Source organism: Pseudomonadota bacterium (assembly GCA_030860485.1).
In the GTDB taxonomy this organism is placed as follows: Bacteria; Pseudomonadota; Gammaproteobacteria; order JACCXJ01; family JACCXJ01; genus JACCXJ01.
The window spans coordinates 20,854-37,530 of sequence record JALZID010000384.1 but is presented as its reverse complement, the minus strand read 5'-3'; the positions used below and the strand labels follow the sequence as shown (position 1 = coordinate 37,530).

General features: G+C 66.5%; 13 protein-coding genes. 4 read left to right on the top strand and 9 right to left on the bottom strand.

Features of this window, described 5'->3' with window-relative positions; translation table 11 throughout:
* Positions 1-155: 155 nt before the first annotated feature.
* Positions 156-455 carry a hypothetical protein gene (locus tag M3461_23565; GenBank protein MDQ3777116.1) on the bottom strand — a complete coding sequence of 100 codons (300 nt, stop codon included), beginning with the start codon at positions 453-455 and terminating at the stop codon, positions 156-158.
* Between the two features lie 396 nt (positions 456-851).
* On the opposite strand from M3461_23565, the gene M3461_23560 reads away from it, so the two are divergent.
* Together M3461_23560 and M3461_23555 are read left to right on the top strand one after the other, a co-directional pair.
* Positions 852-1,199, top strand: coding sequence for a hypothetical protein (locus M3461_23560; protein MDQ3777115.1), 348 nt, complete (start codon positions 852-854; stop codon positions 1,197-1,199).
* Between the two features lie 322 nt (positions 1,200-1,521).
* Positions 1,522-2,430: a phage Gp37/Gp68 family protein gene (locus M3461_23555; protein MDQ3777114.1), complete on the top strand. Its 909-nt coding sequence runs from the start codon at positions 1,522-1,524 to the stop codon at positions 2,428-2,430.
* Positions 2,431-2,539: 109 nt separating this feature from the next.
* On the opposite strand, the gene M3461_23550 is transcribed toward M3461_23555, so the two are convergent.
* The 7 genes from M3461_23550 to M3461_23520 form a co-directional block, all read right to left on the bottom strand.
* The gene (locus tag M3461_23550) at positions 2,540-3,256 is read right to left on the bottom strand and encodes a purine phosphorylase (protein MDQ3777113.1); all 717 of its coding nucleotides are present in this window, start codon (positions 3,254-3,256) and stop codon (positions 2,540-2,542) included.
* Positions 3,246-3,566 carry a DUF2007 domain-containing protein gene (locus tag M3461_23545; protein MDQ3777112.1) on the bottom strand — a complete coding sequence of 107 codons (321 nt, stop codon included), beginning with the start codon at positions 3,564-3,566 and terminating at the stop codon, positions 3,246-3,248. The genes M3461_23550 and M3461_23545 overlap by 11 nt, the downstream gene beginning before the upstream one ends.
* A gap of 83 nt (positions 3,567-3,649) precedes the next feature.
* Positions 3,650-4,525, bottom strand: coding sequence for a ParB/RepB/Spo0J family partition protein (locus M3461_23540; protein MDQ3777111.1), 876 nt, complete (start codon positions 4,523-4,525; stop codon positions 3,650-3,652).
* Positions 4,522-5,307, bottom strand: a complete 786-nt coding sequence (locus M3461_23535; protein ID MDQ3777110.1) for an AAA family ATPase — start codon at positions 5,305-5,307, stop codon at positions 4,522-4,524. Before M3461_23535 ends, M3461_23540 begins: the two co-directional genes overlap by 4 nt.
* Positions 5,308-5,332: 25 nt before the next feature.
* The gene (rsmG, locus tag M3461_23530) at positions 5,333-6,010 is read right to left on the bottom strand and encodes a 16S rRNA (guanine(527)-N(7))-methyltransferase RsmG (GenBank protein MDQ3777109.1); all 678 of its coding nucleotides are present in this window, start codon (positions 6,008-6,010) and stop codon (positions 5,333-5,335) included.
* Positions 6,007-7,884: a tRNA uridine-5-carboxymethylaminomethyl(34) synthesis enzyme MnmG gene (gene mnmG / locus M3461_23525; protein ID MDQ3777108.1), complete on the bottom strand. Its 1,878-nt coding sequence runs from the start codon at positions 7,882-7,884 to the stop codon at positions 6,007-6,009. The genes rsmG and mnmG overlap by 4 nt, the downstream gene beginning before the upstream one ends.
* A gap of 169 nt (positions 7,885-8,053) precedes the next feature.
* Positions 8,054-8,830, bottom strand: coding sequence for a hypothetical protein (locus M3461_23520; protein ID MDQ3777107.1), 777 nt, complete (start codon positions 8,828-8,830; stop codon positions 8,054-8,056).
* A gap of 1,012 nt (positions 8,831-9,842) precedes the next feature.
* On the opposite strand from M3461_23520, the gene M3461_23515 reads away from it, so the two are divergent.
* Both M3461_23515 and M3461_23510 read left to right on the top strand, forming a co-directional pair.
* Complete coding sequence (locus M3461_23515) at positions 9,843-12,128, top strand: nitrite/sulfite reductase (GenBank protein ID MDQ3777106.1); 2,286 nt, start codon at positions 9,843-9,845, stop codon at positions 12,126-12,128.
* 12 nt (positions 12,129-12,140) lie between these two features.
* The gene (locus M3461_23510) at positions 12,141-12,719 is read left to right on the top strand and encodes a hypothetical protein (GenBank protein MDQ3777105.1); all 579 of its coding nucleotides are present in this window, start codon (positions 12,141-12,143) and stop codon (positions 12,717-12,719) included.
* A 152-nt stretch (positions 12,720-12,871) separates the two neighbouring features.
* On the opposite strand, the gene M3461_23505 is transcribed toward M3461_23510, so the two are convergent.
* A complete protein-coding gene (locus M3461_23505) occupies positions 12,872-16,663 on the bottom strand; it encodes a TIGR02099 family protein (GenBank protein ID MDQ3777104.1) in 3,792 nt (1,263 codons plus the stop codon).
* Between the last annotated feature and the right edge of the window lie 14 nt (positions 16,664-16,677).

Sequence of the window (16,677 nt, the reverse complement as noted above, 5' to 3'; positions counted from 1 at the left end):
ACAGATCCTGAGCGTGACGCCTTTCGAGCAAATGCCTTTGCTTCAGTTGCTTACCGACATGGCGCCAATCGAAGAACCGACCATCTCCAGTAACCAGACTGGTCTTGCTTTGAAACCTGTCGGACACTACTGGTGGGTGGATATAAGTGAACTGGTCAGCGATTCGTCGCGAGCGGGGTTTCGGAATCGTGGTAAAACGTAGGCGCATCGAGCTCTGCGCCATATCGTTGTTTGAGATTTGCCACTATAAAATCGGGGTCAATCAGTCTTGCCACGGCATCGTACGCATCGCGCCGAAAATCCGCGCGATGCTGCAACTCGCTTTCCATGCCCCACGCTTCGCCGACGAAGGTGTCGAGGAAACTGTCTACCTCGTTCGGATTCGCCTCGAACCGCGAAGATGTGTCCCCACCTCTTCGCCGCCGTCCTGTTTGTTCCAGAACCAATACAGCCACGGTGCATCTCTTCCGAACGTCTGATACAGCGGAGCCCTTCGGCGGCTTGCGCACGAATGCGCTCCGCCATTGCTCCCGAGACGTTCTCCTCCGCCGCTGGCGAGATGATCCGCTCTTCCTCTGGTCTTTTTCGTCATGGCGTATCCATCGCAGGCAGTGGAGACCGAAAGGTAGCGGTTGCACCACCGCAAAGACCACATCCGCGAGCGCTTCTCGCTCCTCTCCAGAAACGACGCGCCTCAAGAGATGCACTACCAAGATCGCGGCTTGCCCGAGAGTCCCGTCGGATATCAGCATCGCTCGCTCCCGTGGCACGGGCACACTGTTTCGTGCGATTGTGAGAGCGTGCGGTGGCATCGATCTCATTCTCTCGGCTTCGCAGTTTTCGGATCAGTTGTGGCATCGCACTGCGTTCCGCCGACGTTCGCGTTCATCGATCCGTTCGGCTTTTCGGGCATCCCGTTCTCGCTGATCGAGAGGCTTCTGAAGTGCAAGACAACCGAGGCGTTCGTCACGTTCATGGTTGACGCCATCAATCGATTCCTCGAACACCCGGAAGATAAGGTGGTGCAGCACATCGTCGAGGCCTTTGGCGGCGACGAGGCGTGTCGTGAAGCTGCGAGAGCTCTACCAGTCGAAGCTCACGCGGGTGGCCAAGTACGTTCGCTACTTCGCGGCGCGACCGACAAGACCGAACGCAGTACTACTTGTTCTTCACAACGAACGACGAGCTGGGCCACCTGAAGATGAAGGAGGCCATGTGGAAGGTAGACCCAGACGGCGAGTTCAGGTTCTCGGATGCGACGAACCCCAACCACTCGTTCTGTTCGAGGCTGATGCCACACCGACGCTGGTCGACCAGTTACGCAAGGAGTTCCGCTCCAAGGGAACGGTGACCGGGCTCAAGGTACGCAAGTTTGTCGAGGACAAAACGGCGTATCTGAAGAAGCATATGACGGCAGCCCTGAAGCAGGAGGAGGAGGCCACGAGGCTTCGCGTGGAGCGCCTGAAGACGGACGGGAAGAAGCGCCTGGCAACATACATACCCCGACGAAACAAGGCTGACATGGGCCTGAGATCAGCCATCGAGTGGACGGAGTCGACCTGGAACCCCGTCACGGGCTGCACGAAAGTCAGCCCTGGCTGCAAGTACTGCTACGCCGAGCGGATGGCCGAGCGGCTCCAGGCGATCGGTCAGGAAAACTACCGGCACGGCTTCCGGTTGACGCTCCAGCCGCACATGCTCGATCAGCCGCTGCACTGGAAGAGGCCGCAGACGATCTTCGTGAACTCGATGAGCGACCTGTTTCACAAGGACGTCCCGCTCGACTACATCCAGCGGGTCTTCGACGTCATGCGCAACGCGCACTGGCATAGATTCCAGGTGCTTACAAAGCGGTCCGCGCGCCTCGCTGAACTGGATCCGAAGCTTGAGTGGGCGCCGAACATCTGGATAGGGGTGAGCGTCGAGAGTGACAAGTACCGCTCGCGCATCGACGGCCTTCGCGCCACGAGGGCGCTGATCAAGTTCCTCTCAGAGGTTGTGAAAAAACCTACTGCGCTCGGGATCTCGCGTTCCGGCGGTGCTCGGAATCCTCATGTATTTCAATATACACTCCGGTTCCTGCGCTCCGGCGAAACGCGACCTCCCTTCGCTCGCGACGGTTTTTTCACAACCTCTCACTCGGTCCTCTCCACAACCTCGACTTGCGCGGCATCGACTGGGCGATCGTGGGCGGCGAATCAGGTCCCAAGGCACGGCCGATGGATCCCGCGTGGAGCGATCGACCTGCGCGACCAATGCCGGCGAGCGAAGCTGCCGTTCTTTTTCAAGCAGTGGGGCGGCAAGAACAAGAAGCAGGCGGGACGTGTGCTCGATGGCCGAACCTGGGACGAGATGCCGATGCCGCCCGACACGGCGGTTCCGATGGTGCGACCGCGAGGACGCCGGACCTCGCTGGCCGTCGTGCCGTAGGCGTGGCCCACGCTGCCGTGAACCGACCTCCGGCTACTTCCCGTTAACCGCTGAAGGGGTCTCTCCGCCAGCCCGACTTAGCCTGGTGGTGAGAGCAATGCGGGCTAGGCTAGGGGCTGTAGCCGAGCCCGTACCCTGCCAGGCGCACCACGGTCTTCAAGGCCGAGCGTGCCGCGCGGAAATCCCGGCCGAGGCGCAGGAGCCGGGGGATCTCTGGAGGCGCGCGCGCGATGCGGGCCAAGAGCTTGCCGAGGCGAGGGCGGCCATCGGCGCCGAGCGCGTCCAGGGCCAGCGGGGGGATCGACACGGCCTGTGCATCGACGATGGCGCGTATCGCAAGCCACGGGAGTCCATGCTCGGCGGCGGCCCGCGCGACCCCGGCAGTTTCCATGTCCACTGCCAGCGCGGCTGTGGATAGAAACAGCCGCGATTTATCCGCAGGGGAAGCGAGCATGATCTCGGCGTGCAGGATCTTGCCCTGCCCGACGCGCACCCGTCCGTCGAGCTTTCCTGCAAGCCACGATGGCCAGTCCGGATCGGCTTCGATGATCTCCCGGTCGAATAGGACCGCGTTACCGAGCACCACATCGCCGGCCGCGAGCCCCGGCGCCAGAGCCCCCGCGGTGCCGAAGCTCACCAGCGCGGACACCCCTTCCCCGGCGAGGGAGCGTGCGGCCCGGTAGGCACGCGCCTGTCCCATCCCCGAGAGGGACACTCGAACACATTCATCGGGACATCCGCGCCCGCCCCCGCCGGTAAGGCAACGGGCCTCGGCCGGCAAGGCCGCGACCACGCCGATCGGCGCCCCCACACCGTCACGCGACATCGGGGCTGCAGCGCCAGCAGGTAGAGAACTGCGGCTCCAGCTCCGCGCCGCACGCAGGGCACTGCCAGGCCGGACCGGCGGCCGGCGCCGCACCCTCTTCTTGATGCGTATGCACGATCGACAGCGCGCGGCCGGCCGCCCGCTCGTCCAGCACCCAGACGGAGGGCAAGGTGTCCTCAGTCATCGGGAGCTCCCCACGCGCGCCGAACAGCACCTCCCCGCGCACCTCGGCGGGGATCCCCGCGGCCTCCAAGAGGCCCCGCACGAGGTGGGCATCTATGGGATGGCGGGCGGTGTAGACGCGCTTCACGCGGTGGCGCCCTGGCCATCAGCGCGCGGCGCCGCCACACCTCACCTGCGCGAGGCATGCCCGCCGTTGAAGCGCCCGACGGGTCACTGGATGTGTCCCAGGATCCCGTCCAGCTCGTCCAACGAGCCGTAGTGGATGACGAGGCTGCCGCGCCCCCGGCCGTTGTGGCGCAACTGCACGCGCGCGCCGAGCCGCTCGCTCAGGTCCCCTTCGAGTCGCGTGACATCCGGATCCGCCGGTCTCTTCGCTGCCGGCTCCGCCGTGGGGGCCGCTTCGAGGGCGCGGCGCACCAGTTTCTCCGCCTCGCGCACCGAGAGCCCCTTCGCAACGATGTCGCGAGCGGCCTCGAGCTGCGCCCCGCCCGAGAGGGCGAGCAGGGCCCGCGCGTGGCCCATCTCGATCTCACCCCGTTCCAAGAGACCCTTGACGTCTGCTTCCAGATCCAGGAGCCGCAGGAGGTTGCTCACCGCGGCGCGCGAGCGGCCCACGGCCTCGGCGACCTCCTGGTGGGTCATCCCGAACTCCTCGACCAACTTCGAGAACGCCGTGGCCTCTTCGAGTGGGCTCAGGTCCTCGCGCTGGATGTTTTCGATGAGCGCGATGCTGAGCGCGGCCGCGTCCGGGACCTCACGGATCAAGGCCGGGATGGCGTCGAGGCCGGCGAGCCGTGCCGCGCGCCAGCGCCGTTCGCCGGCGATGAGCTCGTAGCCGTCGCGCCCGTCCCCCAGGGGGCGCACCACCACGGGTTGCACCACCCCCTGCGCCCGGATCGAGTCCGCCAGCTCTTGCAGACCCTCGGGGCGCAGGTCCAGCCGCGGCTGATAGCGGCCCTTGCGGATCCGATCGATGGCGAGGTGCTCGACCGCCCGCAGCGCCGCCAGCTCTTCCCGCACCGCATCCCCGGCCACGCCCAGTAAGGCGTCGAGACCGCGTCCCAGCCCGCGTTTCTTGACGCTCATGCGGCCGCCCCATTGTGCGCGCCGTCCCGGCGCAGCATCTCCCCGGCCAGCGCCAGATAGGCAATCGCCCCGCTCGAGGTCTTGTCGTAGTAGAGCGCCGGCAACCCGTGGCTCGGGGCCTCGGCCAGGCGCACGTTGCGCGGGATCGTGGTGCGGTAGACCTTGGCGCCGAAATGCGTCAGGAGCTGGGCCGAGACCTGGCTTGCGAGGTTGTTGCGTGCGTCGAACATGGTGCGCAGCAGTCCCTCGATCTGGAGCACCGGGTTCTGGACCTTGCGGATGCGTTCGATGGTCTCGATTAAGGCGCTCAGGCCCTCCAGGGCATAATACTCACATTGCATCGGGATGATCACGGAATGGGCGGCGCACAGCGCGTTCACCGTGAGCATATTGAGCGCCGGCGGGCAGTCGATCAGGATGTAGTCGTAATCCGCAACGACCGGCTCGAGCGCCTGCCGCAGGCATTGTTCGCGTCCGTCCATCGACAAAAGCGCGATCTCGGCGCCGGTGAGATCCCCATTGCTCGGGACGAGGTCGAAGCCCTGCTTCGGCAGCGGGACGGCGACGCTCGCGACCCGCCGGCCATCGATGAGGAGGTCGTAGGCCGAGGCCGCGAGGGTGCGCTTGTCGATCCCGCACCCCATGGTGGCGTTGCCTTGGGGGTCGAGATCGATGAGGAGCACGCGCCGGCGCGTGGCCGCAAGCGAGGCCGCAAGATTCACGCTGGTGGTCGTCTTGCCGACGCCCCCTTTCTGGTTGGTGACCGCGATAACCCTGCCCATGACCCCGTCAGGCTGCGTTTGGCGTTTACGATTCTAGTGCGCTGGGCGATTCTACTGCGCCGGGGGAGGGGAGATCGATCTGGACCAGGTGGCGTTCGCCCGCGAGCCCCGGTATTTGAAGTCGATGGACCCGCGCCCCATCAATATGGGGTCTATTTGGCCCCAACTCCGCGAGCTCGGCCTCGGGATAGACGCCTTTCATCGCCAGGATGCGCCCCTCGGGGGCGCACAGTGGGCGCGCCAGCCGGAAGACGGTCGACAGCGGCGCCAGCGCGCGTGCGATCACGGTCGTGAACGGCCGAGCGGGCGCATAAGCCTCGGCGCGCGCCTGCACCACCTCGACATTGTCCGGACGGAGCTCGATCACGATCTGGGTGAGAAAGCGGGTCTTCTTGGCATTGCTGTCGAGCAGCACCCACTCGCGCTCCGGATCTACCAGGGCCAGGACCATCCCCGGCAGGCCGGCGCCGCTCCCGAGGTCCAGGATCCGGGGGCCGTGGAGATAGGGCCACACGGCAAGGCTATCCAGGAGGTGGCGCGGCACCATGTCCACCGGATCGCGCACGGCGGTGAGATTGAAGGCCCGGTTCCATTTGGCGAGCAACGCGAGGAACGCGATGAGGGCCGCAAAGCGCGCCTCCGGGAGCGCCATCCCGAGGACCGAAAGCCCGGCGGCGAGACGTGCCTCCAGGGTGGCTGTCAAGCGGCGGAGCGGCGCTTGAGGTGCACCCGAAGCAGCGAGATGGCCGCTGGGGTGACCCCGGAGATGCGGGCCGCCTGGCCCAAGGTCACGGGCCGAAGTGCAGACAGCTGCTGCACCACTTCCGTGGACAGGCCCCGCACCGAGGCGTAATCGAGATCGGCGGCGAGCGGCGTGTCCTCGTGGGCACGGTTTCGGGCGATCTCCTGTTCCTGGCGATCGATGTAGCCACTGTAACGAGCCTGGATCTCGATCTGCTCCGCCACCGCGTCGTCGCCGACCCCCGGCCCCGCCCCCGGTACTGCCATGAGCGCCCGATATCCCACCTGCGGCCGGCGTAGGAGCGCCGCGAGGGTCTCGGGCGCCGTGAGCGGCGCGCCCAGGAGCCGCACTGCCAAGGCTTCGGGCAGCGCCTCGGGCCTGAGCCAGGTTGCAGAGAGGCGCGTCTGCTCCGCGTCCAGGGCGCTGGCCTTGGCCGCAAACGCCCGCCAGCGCGGCTCATCGACGAGCCCCAGCTCGCGACCCGTGGGGGTCAGTCGCAGATCGGCATTGTCTTCGCGCAGCATCAGCCGGTATTCGGCGCGGCTCGTGAACATGCGGTAGGGCTCGCTGGTCCCGCGCGTCGTGAGATCGTCGATCAGGACCCCGATGTAAGCCTCATGGCGGCGCGGGCTCCAGGGCTCCCTACCCTGGACGGCGCGCGCGGCGTTGATTCCGGCGACAAGACCCTGGGCCGCCGCCTCCTCGTAACCGGTGGTCCCGTTGATCTGCCCGGCAAAAAACAGCCCCTCTATGTACCGCGTCTCGAGGCTCTGTTTGAGATCACGCGGATCGAAATAATCGTACTCGATGGCGTAGCCTGGTCGGGTGATATGCGCGTTCTCCAGCCCCGGGATCGTGCGCACGAAGGCGAGCTGGACATCGAACGGCAGGCTGGTCGAGATCCCATTGGGATAGACCTCGGCGGTGGTGAGTCCCTCCGGCTCGATGAACACCTGATGAGAGGACTTGTCAGCGAAACGCACCACCTTGTCCTCGACCGATGGACAATAGCGCGGCCCCACCCCCTCGATGCAGCCGTTGTACATTGGCGAGCGATGCAGCGCGCCGCGGATGATGTCGTGAGTGCGCCGGGTGGTGCGGGTGAGGTGGCAGACGATCTGCTCGGGGTGCTCGGCTGGGCCGCGCAGGAACGAGAACACCGGGACCGGCACATCGCCCGGCTGCACCTCGAGACGGCGATAGTCAACCGTGCGCCCATCGATCCGTGGTGGGGTGCCGGTCTTGAGCCGGCCGACCCGGAACGGCAACTCCCTGAGGCGCTGCGCCAAGGGATTGGAGGGGGCATCGCCGGCCCGTCCGCCCTGGTAGTTGCGGTCGCCCACATGGATCAGTCCGCCCAGGAAGGTGCCGACCGTGAGGACCACGCACGGGGACTCGAACTCCAGACCGAGCTGGGTCCTGACCCCGCCGACCCGATCGCCTTGGACGATCAGGTCCTCCACCGACTGCTGAAAGATCACGAGCCCGTCCTGGGCCTCCAGGGCCTGGCGCACGGCCGACTTGTAGAGCACCCGATCCATCTGCCCACGCGTCGCCCGGACCGCCGCCCCCTTGCGGGCGTTCAAGCGCCGAAACTGGATCCCGGCGCGGTCCGCGGCCCGGCCCATGAGCCCGCCGAGCGCGTCGATCTCCTTGACCAGATGCCCCTTGCCGATCCCGCCGATGGCCGGGTTGCAGGACATCTGACCCAGGGTCTCGATGTTCTGGGTGAGGAGAAGCGTGGAGACGCCCATGCGCGCGGCCGCCAGGGCCGCCTCGGTCCCGGCGTGGCCGCCGCCCACCACGATGACGTCGAAGCGTTGGGGATAGCGCATCATCGGGTCATTATACGGGCGCAGGCCGCGGCGATCCCGTCGCGTCGAGCTAGCTACGGTATCAGCTACCCCCAGTCACCGCGCGTCGTAGAACCGTAACGTAAACAGGTAAAACCCTAAAAGTTTCCCGAGTTAGTTGTCTTTATAGAGATCATGTAGTTATAAGATCCTACCTAGATGTCCTGCCTACTACACGATGCCCGACCCACGCCTCCACTTCCTCATCTCTCTCCCGCCCTATTGCGGTCGCACGCACCTGGCCGACCAGCATCTTCTCGAATATCGGGTTGTCGGTCTGATAGTACGACCGCTGCGTCTGCTCCAGACAGGCAACCTTCAAGCGCTCCGATGCCAGGCGTTCACAAGCCGACACTATGGCCTCCTTCCGATCGTGCCCATCCTTCAATAACCCAAGCCCACTCACGCACATCTCCTTATCCACTTCGTCACCGAACGCGCAGACCCTATTCACCTCGCTGGGCTTGGATGCCACATACGTGACACTCGCGAATCCTAAACCGAAGAAGCAGCTTCGGCGAGGTACGCCGGATAACTCCAGGCATTCAGCCGAGACCCGTTCTACTTCCGAATGATCATGGAACGATTTCACCAGGTATCGAATGCAGGCGCTCACAAACTGGGTTTTTGAATCACAGTACCGAATAGCTGCCGCCATGCGCCCCGTGGTACCCGTCAGCCATCCGGCGATTTTGGTCTTTAGGTTCTCAGTAAACTCCCTCACCATCTCGTGCTCGTATTCCATGAACACACCTGTTTCGCAGTAATACTCCATAGCCGCCTCGCCGAATATACCGCAGTGCTCTTGGGCTTTCCGCATAGACCCGCCGCTTATAACGCCAAAGGCATGACCCATAGCGTGTCCGCAGTTTCCTCTTAGAAACCCCTTGATGATCGTCGAATCTTGACGGCAAAGGTCTGATCTCATCGCGCACTATTCATATCAACGTCTTCGTATTCTGTCCCCGCGCTCTGAGTATGAGCGTGGCTGCCGCTCTGCGGGCCCTTGTGCCCAGCAAAATATTCCCTTAAAACGCCATGCGTACTGGAGGGGACGCAGGACGGTCTTTTGCCGCTGGCCGAGCCACACGTTGCGAGGCCCCGGGAGACGCCATCCTCTAACGTGGATCGAAGGTTCCAAGGTGCTTGAAGAGGCCAACCGATTGGGTTCCATGTCGTTTCCCGGACTCATCCAGATGCCTAACGAACGCCAACGCCTTCGCGCCGACATCCGTCGTCGCGGCAGGCATCCAGGGGGCCTGACGCTCAGAGCCTTCGCCCGGCTCCAGCATCCTGGGCGATGGTCACTCCGGCTGCGAACACTATGCTTCACCGTGGAGTCAGCCCGTTCCTGTCGCGTGTAGGCAGACTGCGTGCCGGGTCCCGGCTTAGCCATACGACGATGCCAGCAACCCTGGGTATACGCAGTATCAGATACCCTGCGGCACGATGACCCGGATGACTCTCGGTGAGCGCTGCGGCGGGCGCGCTAGGGCCAGACGACGGACGGGACGTTCGGTGGTCAGACGGCAACTCCGGTGACCCACACCAGACATCGTTCGAACGGAACGCCCTGAAGGCTGATGGCAGCGGCTCCTTGGCTCTCCGCAGGGTGAGGGAATGCGGTTCGGGGCTCATGCAGCGTGGGCTGGGCCTGAGATTGGACCGACCTGGTCTCCCAACAGCAACCGGGTATGAGATGCGAACCGACCCAGACTATTGGCGTACCCGGCGTCGCTCTGTTGCCTACGGGGCGACACTCGACCCCGCCTGCCCATGACCTCGGCGATGGTCCGGTCCGACACCGGCCGCGGCTGCCGCTCGGCTGGCCCCGACCCTCCCCCTGCGCCCCGGATCCCGTCTTGGCTAAGGACACGTCTCGCGCTTTGCTGGTAATATTCACGCTGGCTTCGAATCAGTTTCCCGGAGGGGACACACTCATGACGTGGAAAAATCGCCTGGCGAGCACGACGGCCCCTAAGCTTTCCCGCGAGATCGACATCTTCGAGACCCAGATAGAGATCAAGAAGCAAGGGAAGGTCGAAGACAGGCTGTTCGCCGAGACTCGCCTGCGCCGCGGCGTGTACGGCCAACGCTACGACAACGGACAGCGCCACGACGGGGTCGGCGTGCGCGCGCTCCGCTTCCCCGCACAGACACTGACGAAGGGCCCGGAAACGCTGTGGGACGCCCCGGGCATGCAGCGCATCAAGGTCCCCTTCGGCGGCTTGACGCCGGAGCAGATGGAAGTCCTGGCCGACGTTTCAGAAGAGTACTCCGACGGGATCTGCCATGTGACGACGCGCCAGGACATTCAACTCCACTTCGTGCACATCGAGGACACCCCGGACCTCATGCGGCGCCTGGCCGCGGTAGGTATCACGACGCGGGAGGCCTGTGGCAACTCCGTGCGCAACGTGACGGCCTGCCCGATCGCCGGCGTTTGCCGTGAAGAGTCCTTCGACGTGAGCGCCTACGCACGCGCCTGCTCCAAGTTCCTGCTCGGCCATCCCGACACCCAGGACTTCGGCCGCAAGTTCAAGGTCGCCTTCTCGGGCTGTAAGCACCGCGCCTGCGGGCTCGTGACCATGCACGACCTCGGATTCATCGCCCACACTCGCCGGCGCGATGGCATCCCGCAACGTGGGTTCGAGGTCTACGTGGGTGGCGGGCTCGGCGCCGTGCCCTACCAAGCCAAGCTCTTCGACGAGTTCGTGCCCGAACAAGAGATTTTATCCCTCGCGCAGGCCATCTCGCGCGTGTTCGCGCGCCTCGGCGAGAAACGCAACCGCGGCCGGGCACGCATCAAGTTCCTCTTGGAGAAGCTCGGTATCGAGGCGTTCCGTGAGCTGGTCCTCGCCGAACGCGCCGCACTGCCCGAAGACGACCGCCGGGCTGCCTTGATCCGCGACGCGGCGATGCAGGCTCCATCCCCACCGACACCGGCCGGGGTGGGGCCGAGTGACGCGCCCGCCCCCGGCTTTCGGTCCTGGCAGGCGACCAATGTGTACGCACAGAAGCAGGCGGGCTATGCGGTCGTGACCGTGACCTTGCCGCTCGGCGACGCCACCTCGTGGCAGATGCGCCGCCTGGCCGATCTCGCGCGCCGTTACGCCGGAGGGGACGTGCGCACGACCGTGGAGCAGAACATCGTCCTGCGTTTCGTGGCGGACCGGGATGTGTCGACGCTGCACCGAGCGCTCGCCGACATCGGGCTCGGCGAAATCGGCGCTGGCGCCATTTCGGACGTGACCGCCTGCCCGGGCACCGATACCTGCAAGCTCGGGATCGCGTCTTCGCGCGGGCTTGCCGGGGAGCTACGCCAGCGCCTGAGCGCGAAGTTCGAGGGGCTCGATCCGGCCGTCCAGGATCTGCACATCAAGATCAGCGGCTGCTTCAACTCCTGCGGCCAGCATCACCTGGCCGATCTCGGATTCTACGGCGTCAGTCGCAAGGTGGGCGGGACCACGGTGCCGCACTTCCGCGTGGTCCTGGGCGGGCAATGGGAACGGAACGCCGGGAGTTACGGGCTGACCATCGGTGCCGTCCCCTCCAAGCGGATCCCCGATCTGGTCGAGCGCCTGACCCAGAAATACCTCTCGGAGCGCGAGGCCCAGGAGCCATTCCGGGCATTCATCGGCCGGATCGGCAAGCAGGCCCTCAAATCCCTGCTCGACGAGTTGGCGGTGGTCCCCCCCTACCAGGTGGATCGCAGCTTCTATTCGGATTGGCGCGATCCGCGCGAGTTCACCGTGAGCGATATCAGTACCGGTGAATGCGCCGGAGAGGTCGTGTCCCGCATCGACTTCGATTTGCAGTCGGCGGAGCGCCGATACTTCGAATCCCAGCTCCACTACGATCGCGGCGACTATCGTCTCGCCGACGACACCGCATACGCGGCCATGCTCGAGGCGGCCCAGGCGCTCATCCGTACGCAGTTCCAGGACATCTCCGGCGAGCCGGACACCGTGGTCGGAGAGTTCCGCGCGCGCTTCTGCGATACGGAGGTCTTTTACGATGCCTATGCCGGCGCGAAGTTCGCCCACTACCTGCTGGCCCGGCACGCCGACCGCGATCGTAGCTACAATCAGGAGCGGGCTCGATTGCTTATGGAAGAGACTCAACTCTTCATCGAGGCCGCTTATGCCTGCCATACCAGGCTCCTCGAAAAGGGACCGCAGGCCCGTACTCCGAGGACGGCGGCCACGCCGGCAGCCCACCCCTAGCTTCGCGCCGCAATGGACCTGCACCGGCTCGGCATCAAGGTCTTCTGTGCGGAGCACGGGCCCCTGGACCTCCCTGAGCTCATCCCGGTGTTCCACCGGTTCATTCAGGGCAGCAGCCTCGAAGGGCTCTTGATAGATGTAGCGGATTACAGCCATGTCCATCACGGACCGGGGATCCTCTTGATCGCGCACGAAGGGAACTATGCATTGGACGGGTCCGCCGGGCGGCGGGGGCTCGTCTACTACGCCAAGCGCCACAGCGGGGGCACGCTGGTCGAACGACTGGCGACCGTCTGTCGCCGGGCGTTCCTGGCTTGCCGAACGCTTGCGGAACAACCCGAGATCGCCCATCGCCTGGTGTTCTCCGGCGAGGAGATCGAGCTGTTCGCCAACGATCGTCTTCTCGCCCCCAACACGGACCGGACACTTGCGGCCCTACGTCCAGCGCTTGAAGCCCTGTGCGATCGCCTCTATCGCGACCGGACCTGGGGGATCACCCGGAACGGTGCCGAGCCCGAGCGCTTTTCGGTCACCCTGCGCGCGTCGGCCCCGATCGGGATCGACGATCTGCTGACGCGCCTGGGCGATTGACGGCCCACGACATTAGTGCCGATCCCGGCCGGGACCTAGCCGGCGAGCACGGTGGGCCCGTTCGCGGTGACCCCCGACCGTCAATGCGTAGGCGCCGGCATCGCGGACGCGACGGCGCATCCAGGCCGGCGCAGCCTGGCTAGCTAGGCTAGCTAGGATCCCGCACCGGGCTTCGGAGCCTGCTCCCCATCGCTTCGCGTGACCACGGGCTGGTCCCAGCCACCGGTCACCCGGTAGCGCCGCTCGAGCATTCTATTGATCCGCTCGGGTAGCCCTGAAAAGACCTGTTGTGCGAGCAGGACGGCGGCCCCGAGCGGCAGGGTGCCGGCGATGGACGGGGTTACGGTCACCCACTGGTCATAGTCACGCCTGACCAGGCCGACACGGCCGCTGATCCCGATTCGGGCCGAGGGCCCTTCCATGACCAGCTCATTGGTGTAGGCATCGCCCCCGGTGATACTGAATGCTCCGCCGATCCGATCGAAGGCGAAGCCCTTGCCGAAGATGTCGCTGAAGTCCAGGCGCAAGCGCCGCTGCAGAGCATGCACGCTGAGCAAACCGAAGAGCCTCCCGACCCCCTGATTGACCTCCAGGAAGCGCCCATCGAGCACATCGATCTCGAGCGTCCCTTGCAGAGCGCCGAGCGTGAAATCCGCGGGGCTGCCGGGCCAGCGTGCCTGTACCTTGAGGTCGGTCTTGCCACCCTCCAGGGGCAGGGTATAGCCGAAGGCGCCCAGCATCTTGCCGAGGTCGGGGCTCCGCACCTCGACGTCGAAGCGCGAGCTCGACGAACTACCGGCACCCTGCCAGATCCCGACGGCGGAAAGATCGAAGGCCTTCGCGCTGGCGGCGACGTCGTAGATGCTGAGTCCCGCGGGACCGGGCTGCGTCTTGAGGCGCACCGTTCCGAGCGCGGTGGATCCGAACACGCAAAGCCGGCACTCGAAGACGAGCCCCGGCAGGCGGCATGGGTCGGGGGTCTCCAGGGGGCCGGCGCTGCCGTCGCGGAGGAGCGTCAGGCGCTCGAAGCGCGCCTCGATGGGGAACTGCGGCGAGTGCGGTACCCGCAGGGTCCCGCGGGCCCCCTCGCCATCGAGCGCCACGGTCCAAGCATCGCCCGCGCGACTCGCACGGATCTCCAAATGGCCTAAGTGCAGTCCCAGGGCCTCGAAATCCGCCACCTCGATATCGATGAGGAGGGGCCAGGCAGGGCCCCCCTGGGCGCCGTGGGGTTGGGTGACGGGCAGGCCGTCGAGAAACCGTTGCCACTCGCTGAGTGCCAGGCGTGACACCGATCCCCCGACCCAGGATCGCGGGCCGGCCGGAGGCACGCGCTGGTCGCGGCCGAGTCGCACCACGAGACGCTCGAGGTGCTTGTGTTTGGGCGCGGCGCTCATGACGATCTCCCCGCGCGCGATGTCGGCGTGGCGGAAGCGGAACCACCGCTCCCCGGCCTCGGCGCGCGTGGTGATCTCGATCGGCCGCACCACCCCGGCCGACTTCCCGAGGGGCGCCGGGGCGCGGATGGTGAGCCCCTCGAGGCTCGATCGGATGGTGAGGTCGTCGGGCCCCGTACCCTGTGCCGGCGAGATCTCGGCCGAGGCCTCCAGGTCCGTTTCGCCGTCCAGGATCGTCAACCAGGCCGGGTCCGCGACGGCCGGGAGGAGCTCCGCCATACGGGCCTGGAGGAAGGCCCGATCGGCCCGCCCGGTGATGCGTACACGTGATGGGACGCCGCCCCCACCGTCGACGTCGATCGTCACGGGGCGGCCGAAGAGCCGCGCCGTAAGCCCCCGCGCGCTCCACCGATCATCGGTAAACGTGATCTCCCCTGTGACATCGGAGAAGGCGATGTCTTGCGTACGTATCGTGTTGCCGGGAAAACGCACCTGGACGGACAGGCGGCGCGGGTTCGGGCCCAGGGGGAAATCGAGCATCAGGTTCACCGTCACGCCGCCCTCCAGCGCGAGCTGGCGCATGGCGCCGCCGGCGACTTTCCGGAGCGGGCTGTCCAGTAGAAACTGGCGTCCCGCCGTGGCCGGCCCGGTGGCTCGGCCGCGGATCTCCAGGACCGGGTCGCCGGCACCGAGGTCCGCAACGCGCACGTGGGTCTCTTCCAGGGTGGCGCCGAGAACCCGGCCCTGGCTGGCGCGGATGTCGAGCGAGCGCCCTTCGAACACCACCCGGGCGGAAATGTCTTCGATACGCGGCCAGCCGGCGGTGTGATCCAGGACGCCCCGTTCGACGTCGAGCTGCGCCCGGAATCGCCCCTCCCGCGCATCGAATGGAAACCGGTCCAGGGGGCCCGAGAGCTCCAGGCCGCCGCCCACGATGCGTCCGGCGACCAGGGCCCGCTCCAGCCACTCACGGAGCGCGCGCGGGCTAGCCCCGGGCAGATATTGCGACACCCACGCGACATCGCCATGCGAGAGGCCCACCCGCAGGTCCACGACCGGGGCCAGTCCCGCCACCCAGATCAGGTGGCCGCTCGCGTGGACCTCGAAGCCGGGAACGGTGACCCTGAGATCAGGCCCCGCGAAGCGCCAGCCAGGCCCCTGCCGTTGCCACGCGATCTCGCCGGCGAGGCGCTCGATCGGCAGCGGGGCAGCGAAGAGCGACCGGCCGCCGAATTCCAGAGGGGCGCCCGAAAGCGCCAGTCGGCCGCGATCCTCATCCAGCTCCACGGTGGCGCTCAAACCCCGGAACAGGGCATAGCCCGGCACCGGATCGGCCGCGACGCCCCGGAGATCGGCACGCGCATACAGAGCTGCCCGCCGCGGGTCGTAGACGACGCGCAGATTGCGGACGTCCCCGCCAGGGGCGGCGCGCTCCAGGAGATCACGGTGCTCGATGGGCAGCAGCGGGGGAACGAACGGGAGTACGTCTTCGACGCGCAGGTAGCCGCACTCGGCCAACAAGGACCCTGGGGCGTTCCCCTCGCGAGCGCCCAGGGTGAAACGTAACCGCGTTTCGGGCCAGGCGCCCTTGGGTGTGTGGAGGACCACGCGATCGAGCGTCAGGCTCGTATCCCCCGCCTCATCGCGCCCGACGCCGAACCACACGTCCCCGCGCAGGACCTCCCAAGCCGCCGTTCCCAAGGGCACTCGCAGGGAGCGGACCCGAAGGCGGCCGGCAGCCTCGGTCATCCGCCCGTCACGCCACGTGCCCCAGAGCCGCAGTCCCACATGCCCGCTCGCCTCCGCCAGCCCGAAGGTGCGGGCATAATCCAGGAGCAGGCCGGCATCCAGCCCGTACGCCTGCGCGTACACCTCTCCCTGCCAGTCTCTGCCCGCGAGATCACCCTTGGCTTCGATCGCGACTTCGATGCGTCGGCCCAGGGGGCGATGCGCCGCGCTCTGCAAACGCAGGCGTCGGATCTCGCCGCGGCGTTCGACGTCCAGGCGGGCCTGGGTGAGGGTATAGGGTCCGCGCCCGGCGCGCCGGTCGTGCCACGTCACGCGCTCCGCAGCCAGGCTGATCCGGGGCTGCGCGAGCAGCCAGCGCAGCACGCGGTCGCTCTGGCCGGCTATCCCTTCGATGGTGATGGCGCCATCCGCCAGGCGCACCAGACGGAGCTCCGGGGTCGCGAGCACCAGCGACCGCAGGCGCAGCGCCGCGTGCCGGAGGCTCGCCGAGGCATCCAGGGAGATACGCGCCTCGGCGAACCGCAGGAGCGGGGAACCGGCATCGTCGAACACGGTGAAGCCGCGCAGGATCAGGTAGGGGGTCCAGCCGGCCCAGCCCGCCTCGACCGACTCGATGCGGCCCTGCCTGCCGAGAAACCCGCTCACCGCATCCTGGATCTCGCTACGGTAGGCCGCGACGCCGGGCAGCGCCAAGCGCACCACCATTCCCAAGACCGCGATGGCCAATAGGAGGCCGCCCAGCCACGGGAGCGAGGCGGCGCGCGCGCGGGCCCCGCCATTAGCGTTCTGGTACGCCACCGAAACGTCGCCCG

What these genes read in the sequence shown, in the direction of transcription:
- M3461_23510 (MDQ3777105.1), top strand. Translation starts at nt 12,141, where the DNA reads ATGGACCTGCACCGGCTCGGCATCAAGGTCTTCTGTGCGGAGCACGGG.
- M3461_23550 (MDQ3777113.1), bottom strand. Translation starts at nt 3,256, where the DNA reads ATGTCGCGTGACGGTGTGGGGGCGCCGATCGGCGTGGTCGCGGCCTTG.
- M3461_23555 (MDQ3777114.1), top strand. Translation starts at nt 1,522, where the DNA reads ATGGGCCTGAGATCAGCCATCGAGTGGACGGAGTCGACCTGGAACCCC.
- mnmG (MDQ3777108.1), bottom strand. Translation starts at nt 7,884, where the DNA reads ATGCGCTATCCCCAACGCTTCGACGTCATCGTGGTGGGCGGCGGCCAC.
- M3461_23540 (MDQ3777111.1), bottom strand. Translation starts at nt 4,525, where the DNA reads ATGAGCGTCAAGAAACGCGGGCTGGGACGCGGTCTCGACGCCTTACTG.
- M3461_23535 (MDQ3777110.1), bottom strand. Translation starts at nt 5,307, where the DNA reads ATGGGCAGGGTTATCGCGGTCACCAACCAGAAAGGGGGCGTCGGCAAG.
- M3461_23520 (MDQ3777107.1), bottom strand. Translation starts at nt 8,830, where the DNA reads ATGAGATCAGACCTTTGCCGTCAAGATTCGACGATCATCAAGGGGTTT.
- M3461_23515 (MDQ3777106.1), top strand. Translation starts at nt 9,843, where the DNA reads ATGACGTGGAAAAATCGCCTGGCGAGCACGACGGCCCCTAAGCTTTCC.